Source organism: Algoriphagus faecimaris (genome assembly GCF_900101705.1).
GTDB lineage: Bacteria > Bacteroidota > Bacteroidia > Cytophagales > Cyclobacteriaceae > Algoriphagus > Algoriphagus faecimaris.
Genome location: NZ_FNAC01000069.1, coordinates 1 through 10,734, shown reverse-complemented (window position 1 = coordinate 10,734; position 10,734 = coordinate 1). Strand labels below are relative to the sequence as shown.

The window sequence follows — 10,734 nt, the reverse complement described above, 5'->3', positions numbered from 1 at the left end:
CCAGCATTTCCAATGCTTATAGGCTCAAAGAACTGTTCAACGAGTTTTGGGACTTTAAGGACAAAGAAGAGGCTGCTGCATACCTTTCCTATTGGTGTGACCTTGTAAAAGAATCCAAGATATTCCCGTTCATGGAGGCGGCCAAAACCATACAGGCACATTGGTTCGGAATTGTAAGCTATACAGAAACCAATTTAAACAACGGAGTCCTCGAAGGCATTAATTCCAAAATACAGTTAGCCAAAAAAAGAGCCAGAGGGTACAGGAACATTGACAACTACATTAACATGATTTATTTCATTGCTGGGAAACTCAAATTCGACTACCCACTATATTCCACATAGAGCCAATCTTCTTATGACTCGACTAAGTTATTCAATCATTTTTGTATTCTTTTTTGCCTGTCAAGCTCCTCAATCAAAGGAGTCCACAGAATCAATTAATCTCGAACTGGAAGTTAGCGATTCGGTACGAGTTTCTTATGTAGGCGTTTTGTCGTTCATGGATATTCGTCCGGAAATTGACCGCGCCTTATTTTTTGATATGCAAAGGCGGGCATTTGTGACTACAGACTTTGAGGGGAATATTTTGGGGGAATTTGTAAAAGATCGAGATTCTCCTGATGGATTTGGATCCTTTCCGATGGCTGCAGGGAGACTTTTGGAGGGGGACCGAATTCAGGTGGTGTCCATGTTTGGGGTATTTGAGTATGATTTTGAAGGAAATCTGATCAAAGCGGCCAAAACGCCAAAGGAGGAAATGAAGAGTTTTTCTGGACGAATGGATGCGCTAAGAGAAATTTACCCTGTGAAAGATAAACTGCTGATGACGGGCTTGGTCGCTCGAGGGGAATACAATAAAACCCAGCCGGAGTTTTATGATAACTTTCAGCAGCTTGTATGGATAGATCCCAAAACGGGAAGTATGGAGCAGTTTCTTCACTTGGACTCAGCCAGTATTTTCCAAAATGGGCAATCGCATGAGCCGGGTATGCTATCGGCCACTTTTGAGGTGATCGATGATCAGCTTTATGTGATTACTGGAGGCGATCCTTTTTTGACGATTTATGAATTAGAAGAACCCTATCAAAAAATCAAACGAGTTGCGCTTGATCTGACCGATTTTCAAGTGAATGAAGGGGAAGATCCCCAAAAGGCGGATCCAAGAGCGATTTCTTTTGATCCGAGCTACGGAATCATTTCCAAGATGGTGAGGGTGGGTGACTTATTGGTGGTCAGCTATACCACAGGCTACGATGATTTGGATCGAGCGGAATATCAGTCGGTCAATTCACAGCAGGCTTACAGGGATTTTAATGCGCGAATAGCAGGCAAATATAAAAACCGAATTCAGATTATGAACCTGGAAGGAGAGAAGCTGACGGATTTCGAATTTCCTGAAAAGCTAGGAAATGTTTTTGTCAGCAGAGATGGAGCTTTATGGTTCAATGCCTTGCCCAATCCTGAAGTGGAGGAGGATTTTTTCCAGCTGTATCGGGTGGAAATCAAAGAGGCTGTCTCATAAATAGCTTTAATGTCAGCCTTAGCACCTGACCAGCGAGAGTTGGGCAGTACGAAGGCCATTTCTACCGTTCTAGCCCACATTTCGATTTCGAGACTCTCGTCTCTCAAGTGCTCAATGTGACAAACTTCTCTTTTGAGACAGCCTCAATTTATTTTTTTTGGTATTGAAAAGTCCCACCACCCTGCTTGAAGGTCAAAAGTCCTTTTTCCGGATCAAAGATGAAAACTGCCCCCACCGCAGTAAACTCAAACTGATGCTCGGCGGTGGCTTCCAAATTAGTGTCAGGCTGACCACTGGGTTTGGCGATTAGCGTATTTCCCTCCTTGACAAAAGTAAAGGAGATTGGAATTTGCTCCGAGACGTATTCCCCGAGGTATTGGTCGAGCATTTCGGAGGTCACTTCATAACTCAGGAAGGAAGGAATTTGGACTTCTTTTCCAAAATAGCCATTTAATGTGGCCAATAGAACATCGTTGTTGTTCCAGTTCAAACCGTTGGAAAGTGTGACGATTGCTACTTTTTCTTCAGGAAAATAGCCTAGCATGGACCGAAAGCCATCAATACCTCCAGTATGTCCCAGTGATTTTTTATCATAATAAGGGAAGCTAAACATCCCCCGGCCGTAGCCTTCTTGGATTTCCTGCATTTGAGTAAGACTATGCTCCGAGATTAATTTCCCTCCAAAAAGTCCTTCTGCAAAAAGCACTAAGTCCTCTGCAGTGGATTGAATTGCACCTGCACCCATAGGGATCGAAGGATGGGTTTCTTTTTCTAAGACCCAGCCGCCATTGTAGGTATAGGATTTGGCCTCTTTTTGCTTAGTATCGATCTCATCAAAAATCACTGTATTTTTTAATTTCAGCGGTTTGACGATACCTCTATCCAATATTTCTGCAAAGGATTTTCTATGGATGTCTTCCAGAATGTAGGATAACAGCACATAATTCGAATTGCTGTATTCCCCTTTGGAGTCTGGCTCAAAATCACTTCCTCCACCCACAATTAACTGCAGCATATCTTCCCTTGATTTTTGTTCAGTATTGTAGCCGAGGTAGTCTTTATCGTTGGTAAAGCTGTGAATACCACTTCGATGCTTGAGGAGGTGGTCAATGGTGATTTGATTGGACTTAGGGATGTCTGGGAAAAAATCCGCAAGTGGAGTTTCCAAACTTAATTTTCCCTCTTCAATGCTTTTAAAGATTAGCACGGAGGTAAACATTTTGGAAATAGACCCAATCCGATATCGGGTTTCGATGATATTTTTGATGCTATTCTCAGTATCGGCATACCCCAAGCTTTTGGCAAATTTGATCTGCCCATTTTCAGCCAACAGAATAGTTCCCATGTATTTATTATGCTTTTCCAGAGAGTCTAATAATTGACTGGTTTTGGAAAAGTCGGCTTCTTGTGCCTCGCTAATTTGTAGGATGCTGAGCAGGAAAAGGCTTAAGAAAAAGAAACGTTTTGTCTTCATGATTTTTGAAATTTGTCTAAAAGCAACTCAATGAGCTTGCCTTAAGAATTTGTCGTATTTTTCTTCTTGAAAAGTAATTTGAATAGCCATAAACCCAGGCTAAAACCAATGATAAAGAGAAGTGCTGTTTGCATGATTTACAAAGATTTAGGTGTTTTTGATAGGAATTTAAGAATCCTGTATTCAAAATCAAATCCCCCTAGATCAATAGTATCCAGGGGGAATAAAATTTAGTCTAATCGATTGCGTTCTTCGGTACTTCCTGTGTTGGATTTTACCCGGAAGCTTTCGCCCTGAGCAAATCTCCATCGCAAGGTGAATCGTACCCCTTGATTGCTTCGGTATTGACGGAAATTGGTATCTATATTGGCAAAGTTTACATCTGCATAGATCACCTGGGTTCGGAAAAGGTCTGTACCATTAACAGAAATGGTCAGCTTATCTTTCATGACGGACTTGGTGACTCCAGCTTCTACCCATCCAAAGCCTTTGATTCTACCCTGTCCCCAGATCTGAGGTCCGAGATACATTCCGACCAGTTCGAATTTGAAACCAGCGGGCAGATTTAGATTATGCTGGGTTCTCATCATAAATGAGGTTTGTGCATTGTCTAAGAAATCATCTCCGATTTGTGATTTGAAGCGATTATGGTTGATTTGAACCATATTGGAGGTACCCCACCACTTGGTAATGTCTACAGGTACGATGGCTCTGAAATTGAGATTTTTTGTCTTGTCAAAGTTATCGGTAAAGGTAGTGGTGGTTCTAGCTTCTTGATCCTGCATAAATACCTGCATGAATGCATCCTCGGTTTCGCTGTAGCCAATATTGAACTGATAAGCCCCTTTGATCACATGGTTCATCTCGAAGTTGTTGGAGTATTGCGGTTTTAATCCCGGATTTCCTTGTTCGAAGGTTAATGCATCGATGTAGAAGATAAAGGGATTGAGCAAGCGGTAATTGGGACGGGTAATTCTTCGGTTGGCATTGTAGATGATTTGATAATTTTCGCTGACTTTGTGCTGGATAAAGGCGCTTGGAAACAGGTTGAAATATTGCTGTGTATTCACTTCCTCCAGGGTGACAGAATTGCCAGTGATGTCGGAATATTCTCCTCTCAATCCGGCTTGAAAAGACACTTTCTCTGAGAATTTACCCTTGTAGGTCGCATAAGCCGCCAATACATTTTCATTGTAGATGAATCGGTTGCTATTGGGATCCGGAGTATAAGGGCCTTCTTGATCCGCTTTTTGCAAGTCTAGGTCATTGTCTGATTTCACCCACGAGCCTTTCAATCCGGTTTCTACCGTACTACCATTTTTCAAGGGTTTTACGAAGTCCACTTTGGCAGTGAGAATGTTGTAATACATCTCATTAAGATTTAATACTCTGTTTCCAAAGGCAGCATTTTGATTCTGACCCGTCCAAAAGGTATTGGTCAAAAGTGATTCGCTAGCAGCATTCATTCTAGTGAAGTCTACATCAGAGCTGATTTTGGTGCCTAGCGTATCTAGTTTGCCGTCATAGTGGAAGTTGGCAAAAATTCTATCTCGGTTTCCGCCGGAATTATTAATGCTTTCCATGTAGTCCAGGTCTTGCATTCCGGGGTTGGTGATTTCTGTCAAAGAAGTCGAATGATCAGTGAAATCCGAAGCAGAAGCTTGTAGATTCAATCCTAAATTGTGCTTTTCGTTGATTTCATAATTGGTTGATCCGCTGAAGAATAGCGTCTTGGGACGCTGCTTAATTCTGGAATTCTGATTGAAGTTTGAAATTCCTTCTTCTAAAGTAAAGTTTCGGTTGATCTCCAGGTCATTGAAGTTTGCGTACTCATTGTAGTTTAAGTTGGCATTGGAGGTCCATTTCCCTTTTTTCACATTGAGGGCTATTCCGGTGTTTGGAGACCACAGGCCATTGTACTGTCCACCTAGTTGGACATTTCCAAACACACCGTCCACTGTATTTTTCTTCAACTGAATATTGATCACTCCTGCCGCACCTTCGGCATCGAATCGTGCGGAGGGATTGTTTATCACCTCGATGCTTTTAATATTATCTGCAGGCATGGATCGGAGAAATGCTGCCAAATCAGTCGCTGACATATAGGTAGGCCGGTCATTGATCATGACGACTACGCCTGTTCTGCCGTTGAGATTGATAGTGCCCTCCTGATCGATAAATACGCCTGGAGATCTGCCGATTACATCGAGCGTATTGGAGCCTTCGGCCATGACCGTACCTTCTACATTGATGACGGTTTTGTCAGGCTCTATGGTGATCTCAGGACGGGTGGATTGTACAGTCACTTCTTCCAACCCCGTCATTTCATCTTCGATTTGGATGGTTCCGAAGTCTTTTACCGTTCCCGGGCTGAGGTCAAATGCTTCCGAACTGAAGGATTTAAAACCGATGGATGATACCACCAACTGTACCTTGGCGGACTTGACTGATTCGATGAGAAAAACTCCTTCCTCATCTGAAACTGCCCCATCGATCAAGCCATTTCCTTCGGCTTGGATGAGGGCTACGTTGGCATAGGGAACAGGGCTACCATTTTGGTCGGTGACTGTTCCGGTGATTTTACTGACTTCCTTTGCAGCGAGATTGCTCAAACCCAAAAAGAAGATCAATAAGGTCAAAAATAGATAGTTGGTCGTTTTCATAAATTAATAGCTACTGAGTGTGTGATAACTCTCCTTATGAAAACAAGGTGCCAATCCCCAAAAAATGCCTTTAAGGGCCTTAAATCATGTTTTTTGGAGAAAGAGTACAAAATCACTGTATCAAAACCGTACAGTATTTTATTCGGTTTTCGGACAAAATTTACTTTCTATGAAAAAGAAAAGTCCGAAACATAGAGAATCGGACTTTGAAGTAAGGCGAACTTGATTTAGGCGGGCAAGGCTGCCAAACCGTTTCCATCGGGTTTGTTTTTAACTTGACAGGTGTCATTAAGGATGAGGGTTTCTCCATTGGCTGTCGAAAATTCTGGCCATGTTGGTAGCTTGGGCACATTGGGATTTCCTGTTCGCATAAAGGCCAAAAGCGAAGCACTCATTTTGTCGGCAAGTGCCCTAGGTCTAGCTCCACCTCCGGTATGCGTGTACATGCGGTCAGTATTCTTAAACCAAAAGCAAATATCGATGCAGTGAAAGGCTTTCATTCTACCGTCGTAGAGATTGGGTTCCCATCCAAACCACGCCAAATAAACCGGAGCGGACTGTTTGGCTTTGGCGGTGGAGGTGTTGATAGCACCCTGACGATTGGATAGAATCATCGCCCAAAGGTCAGCAGGTGAAGCATCGGGAAAATCTTTTTGGTAGGCGGAATAGATCTCTTCCGATTTTTCTCCAAATCGCTCTTTCAACTGAGCAATGACGCCAGATCGATCTATTTTTTCCAATTCGGCATTGGTTCTTGTCGGATTCCACTCGTGGAAAGTTGTGCAAACCATCAAAGGCATGTCGGTCGCATGAGCGGAAGTTTCGCTGAAAAATTCGCCTTTTGGAATATGAGTCCCATCCGCTATCGGACCAAAGCCACCACGGAATCCGGGCTGGGGATATTCCTTTCTCATTCTTTCCATTCCTTTATTGGCAATGTCTAAATATTCCCTCCAAGAGATTTCCTGAAGTTTATCGAGACTTTCAGGGCTCAGCTTGGCTTCTTCCATGACAAATCTGCCCAGCGTTTGAGCATATTCTTTATCGTTGGCTTTAAGCATACTTCCACTCAGTGCGACACCTTTGTGCACGATCCCCTTGGATGCCGGCATGGCCATGGCACAGGTGACTTTTGCTCCTCCGCCGGATTGGCCCATGATGGTGACATTGCCCGGGTCGCCTCCGAAATTGGCAATATTGTCCCGAACCCATTCCAGTGCAGCGATGATATCGAGCATGCCGACATTTCCGGAATCACGGTATTTTTCTCCCCCCACTCCCGAGAGGTCGGTGAAGCCAATCGGCCCCAATCGATGATTGATAGAAACAAAGACGACGTCTCCCTGCTTGGCAAAATTTTCACCATGGTAGCCATCTTGTTCGATGGCGTTGCCATTGGTGAAGCCACCGCCGTGGAGCCAAACCATCACGGGTCTGCGCTTTCTGTCGAGACTGGGCGTCCACACATTGAGCTTGAGGCAGTCCTCGCTGACATCGTCATAGTTCCAGTGATCAGCAAAGGAATAATGTACGTTGGCATAGCGATTATCCATGATTTGAGGGGCGGTATTTCCCCACCAAATAGTGGGCTTTACCTCTGTCCAAGCGGCTGGTTTTTTGGGAGCCATAAATCGGTTTTTCCCGGATGTATCGGCACCGTAGGGAATGCCCAAATAGGTGTAGGTACTGTTGAGAATGTAACCGCGAACTTTGCCGTTTGTGGTTTCAGCAATGGCGATGTTATCTCCGATTTGGAGAAATTGATCATCTGAATTTGGAGTACTTTGACTGGCAAAAGCTTGGGATGAAAAGGGAACGGAGGCAGCTAAGGTGCCAACACCAACTTTTTTGAAGAAGTCTCTTCGGTTTGATTTCATGACAATAGGTTTAAAGGGTTATTGTTTCAGTATGACAAAATAGAAAAAGAAATTGAGAATCAGATAGAATAGAAAAATTATGATGCCTGAGAATCTGTTTCTATTTCAAAGCGGGAGTTTCAATAGGTAAATTCATCCCTCATTTTTTAAAGAAAAAGTATCCCTAAATGCATATATAAAGTGCACTATTGAGGAAAAAATGCACAAATGAATGTGCAAAAATGGTTCTTTTACCAAGCTCGCTTCCTGACAATTAAAAAAGCCGACTCCAATCACACTCGGAGCCGGCTTTTTGGTTTCTAATTTCAGCTTTTACAATTCTAATTTCATACTTTCCTTATTGTCCAACCAAGAAAATAGCATTACTCAACACCAATTTTCCGGATTCCCAGAAGCCTCGGAATATCGGATTATCTACAAAATAGACTATTTCCCCTCGCCCTTTTCTTTCAGTTCCGATAGCTAAAGACTCACCCATATTGGATTTGATCTTGTAGCCGATGTAACCGGTTCGATAGGAATCATTTGAACTGATTTTTCCGGCGTTGACACCACGATCCATGAAGGCGTAGGTATTTGAGTTATTTTTCAGCGTGTAGTATTTCCCACTTGTTCCATAGCCCAAAGGATGCGTTTCGTCCATATCCAATTGGTAGATTGCACCTGCGGCACCTCCTGAGATCGCCAGTCGCTCTCCTTCTAAATAGGGTTCCAATCGCTCGGCTTTCGCCAAAGAATCTGCAGCTTTCTCAGCGGCTTTTTTATCCTCGTCGGTATCAAAGGTCTTGAGCGCAAACCCTTCCTTATTGGCAAATAAATTGACCGCACCATCGAGCGCAATGACTTTCCCGCCAGCAGAAGTCCAGTCCATGAGCTTGTCCTGAGCGGCTTTGCTCAATCCACCACCCCACATGGAAGGCAGGATGATCACATCGTATTTGCTCAGGTCATAGCGGGACATATTGTCCAGTTCCAAGGTAGAAAGAGGGTAATCCAGTTCTTTCTCAAAGAAATGCCACACCTCGCCAAAACTGAGTGAGGAGGTGCCTTGCCCACCAACCAATGCTACTTTTGGCGCTTGGATAATGCGTATATTAGGTGAGCCAAAATCTTTGCCTTCTTCCATGTAGCCCGTCATGGTAGTTTCGAGGCTGATTCCAAATCGATTGGCAGTTTCGGTCACTTTTTTATCAAAGTCGGCTACGTACTCATTGCCCCCTTTGGTGATCAGTAGCGTTCCTGCCGGAAAGCTTTTACCTTCTGTTTTGAAAGCATATTCAGGGTATTTGACGCGGATACCTTCTTTCAGCAAAGCTGCCAAAAATGCTGCATCACGAGTCCCTTCCCAGCGGGCAATATAGGCCACAGGAGTTTTTCCTGGAGTATTTTCTGAAAAAGCTGTCTTTTCAAATTCCCCCGAAGGATCCAATTTGCTTTCCAAGGCATAGGCTTTCAAATTATACGCATACGGCAAAGCCCAGGAAGTAATATCGTAAGTGATGCTGTCATTAAGTTGAGGGTTGGGCTCGAAAAAGACCTGAGTCAATACAGACTTTGGCTGATAAGCCGAAATCACTATGTCCTCTTCTGAGGTGCTGAAGGAAGCATTTTTTCCGCTTTGGTAGTCAAATCCTCTCAATCCGGACTTACTTCCTGCTTTGCTATATTGAATACCGTTTTTGTCTAATAGCTCCAGTAATTTGGCCGTTTGGGCGGGATTGCTTTCCCCTTTGATCACAAAGCTTTTGTATTTGCTTTTAGGATTGCTGGAGTTTTCGGAGAAGTAGTTTGAAAACTCAGTGAGCAATCTATTCGCATTTTTACTGGTCATTTCCGCTGCAGAAAGGGCGGCAGTATAATGTCCTTCGATTCGGTAGCTGAGAGTTACCGTGTCGCCTACGGCATTGAATCCCCCACGGCCGGCTTGTCCTCCGCCACCTTGCTCGATGGTCATTCCGATGGCGCCATTGTACATGGGATAAGTATCCCCGTATGAGGGGTAGAGTAAATCAAAGCGCTCTTTGGTAAAGTAGAAGCGGCCCATTTGGTCAAAGTATTTTGCGGTATTTTTTCCGAAAATATCCTGGAATTCATGCTGCCATTCGGTGAGTTGCTCATGAAGCGGCTCGGCAGCCGGCGCCATGTAAAAAGGATTGTTGATTCCCTGCTCGTGAAAGTCGAGATGTAACTGGGGCATCCATTGCTGATACATTTTTAATCGCTGCTGAGACTCTACTTGTACTTGCCAGGCCCAGTCTCGGTTGAGGTCAAAAAGGTAATGGTTGGCGCGACCTCCAGGCCAAGGCTCATTGTGCTCCATGGACTGCAAATCCGGCTGAAGCGTGGTATTCATTTTCTGATTGTACCACATGGCATAGCGATCTCGCCCATCAGGGTTAATTGCTGGATCGATGATGATGATTTGGTTTTTCAGCCATTCTTGAGTTTTGGTGTTGCTCGGATCGGCCAAAGTATGAAAAGCCGAAATTGCCGCTTCCATTCCCACAGATTCATTTCCATGGACATTGAAAGACATCCAGTTGATCGGGATGGAGGTGCTGGGCGTGCCTTCAAGCAGACCCGCTCGGCGTAGGTTATCCTCTCGGATTTGCTCTAGATTGGCCATGTTTTCTGGACTAGAGAAAATCGCCAAGATCAGTGGGCGCTTTTCATTGGTTTCGCCGTATTGGATGAGCTGTACATTGGGAAGAGCTTCGGCGACATGCTCAAAATAATCTACCATGCGGTGATGTGGAGTGAATCGGTCGCCAGGCTTATAGCCGAGAAACTGCTCGGGAGTCTGGATTTGAGCTTGCGCAAAGCTGAGCAACATGCAAAGCATTAAGCTTAAGAGTAGTAGTTTTTTCATGTGTTTATAATTTGTTTCTTTTTCATTTTTAGGTAAAGGAATAAAAAGACGCTAAGAAGTTAAATTTTCATGTTCATGCTCACGGCAATACTCCTGTGTGCTTAGCGTCTGATGTCAATTTCATGTACGGGGTTTCGTTGTTTTCACAACGATGTTTCAACCTCCAGTAAAAACCGACCTTTGTTTTTTTATGCTACCTTTTCCTTGTTCAGTTCCACTCCAAGTTCCCTGAGTTTGTCCAGGTAATGTTGGATCTGTCTGTCCTTCTTTCGGCTTTCCAAGTATTCTGCTCCGAGTTCTTTGTATGCTGTTTTGTCCTTCAGGATG

Annotated in this window: 6 protein-coding genes; 2 read left to right on the top strand and 4 right to left on the bottom strand. The window is 43.9% G+C overall.

Annotation, left to right across the window (positions count from 1 at the left end):
- Both BLQ57_RS20035 and BLQ57_RS20030 read left to right on the top strand, forming a co-directional pair.
- Window positions 1-344, top strand: a 344-nt coding sequence (locus BLQ57_RS20035; protein ID WP_139162842.1) for a transposase, incomplete at its 5' end; no start/stop codon positions are given.
- 13 nt (window positions 345-357) lie between these two features.
- Window positions 358-1,524 (top strand): hypothetical protein, encoded by a 1,167-nt coding sequence (locus tag BLQ57_RS20030; protein WP_139162841.1) that lies wholly within the window; start codon window positions 358-360, stop codon window positions 1,522-1,524.
- 148 nt (window positions 1,525-1,672) lie between these two features.
- Here BLQ57_RS20030 and BLQ57_RS20025 read toward each other — a convergent pair whose 3' ends face one another.
- The 4 genes from BLQ57_RS20025 to BLQ57_RS20010 all read right to left on the bottom strand — a co-directional run bounded on the left by BLQ57_RS20025 (window position 1,673) and on the right by BLQ57_RS20010 (window position 10,407).
- Window positions 1,673-2,998 carry a serine hydrolase domain-containing protein gene (locus tag BLQ57_RS20025; protein ID WP_087941397.1) on the bottom strand — a complete coding sequence of 442 codons (1,326 nt, stop codon included), beginning with the start codon at window positions 2,996-2,998 and terminating at the stop codon, window positions 1,673-1,675.
- A 230-nt stretch (window positions 2,999-3,228) separates the two neighbouring features.
- Complete coding sequence (locus tag BLQ57_RS20020) at window positions 3,229-5,661, bottom strand: outer membrane beta-barrel protein (RefSeq protein WP_087941398.1); 2,433 nt, start codon at window positions 5,659-5,661, stop codon at window positions 3,229-3,231.
- Window positions 5,662-5,888: 227 nt separating this feature from the next.
- Window positions 5,889-7,538, bottom strand: coding sequence for a carboxylesterase/lipase family protein (locus BLQ57_RS20015; RefSeq protein ID WP_087941399.1), 1,650 nt, complete (start codon window positions 7,536-7,538; stop codon window positions 5,889-5,891).
- 337 nt (window positions 7,539-7,875) lie between these two features.
- Complete coding sequence (locus BLQ57_RS20010) at window positions 7,876-10,407, bottom strand: M14 family metallopeptidase (protein WP_087941400.1); 2,532 nt, start codon at window positions 10,405-10,407, stop codon at window positions 7,876-7,878.
- Window positions 10,408-10,734 lie beyond the last annotated feature (327 nt).

Bases quoted from the DNA above. Each gene is read 5' to 3' on its own strand.
- BLQ57_RS20020 (WP_087941398.1), bottom strand. From the start codon at position 5,661: ATGAAAACGACCAACTATCTATTTTTGACCTTATTGATCTTCTTTTTG.
- BLQ57_RS20025 (WP_087941397.1), bottom strand. From the start codon at position 2,998: ATGAAGACAAAACGTTTCTTTTTCTTAAGCCTTTTCCTGCTCAGCATC.
- BLQ57_RS20030 (WP_139162841.1), top strand. From the start codon at position 358: ATGACTCGACTAAGTTATTCAATCATTTTTGTATTCTTTTTTGCCTGT.
- BLQ57_RS20015 (WP_087941399.1), bottom strand. From the start codon at position 7,538: ATGAAATCAAACCGAAGAGACTTCTTCAAAAAAGTTGGTGTTGGCACC.
- BLQ57_RS20010 (WP_087941400.1), bottom strand. From the start codon at position 10,407: ATGAAAAAACTACTACTCTTAAGCTTAATGCTTTGCATGTTGCTCAGC.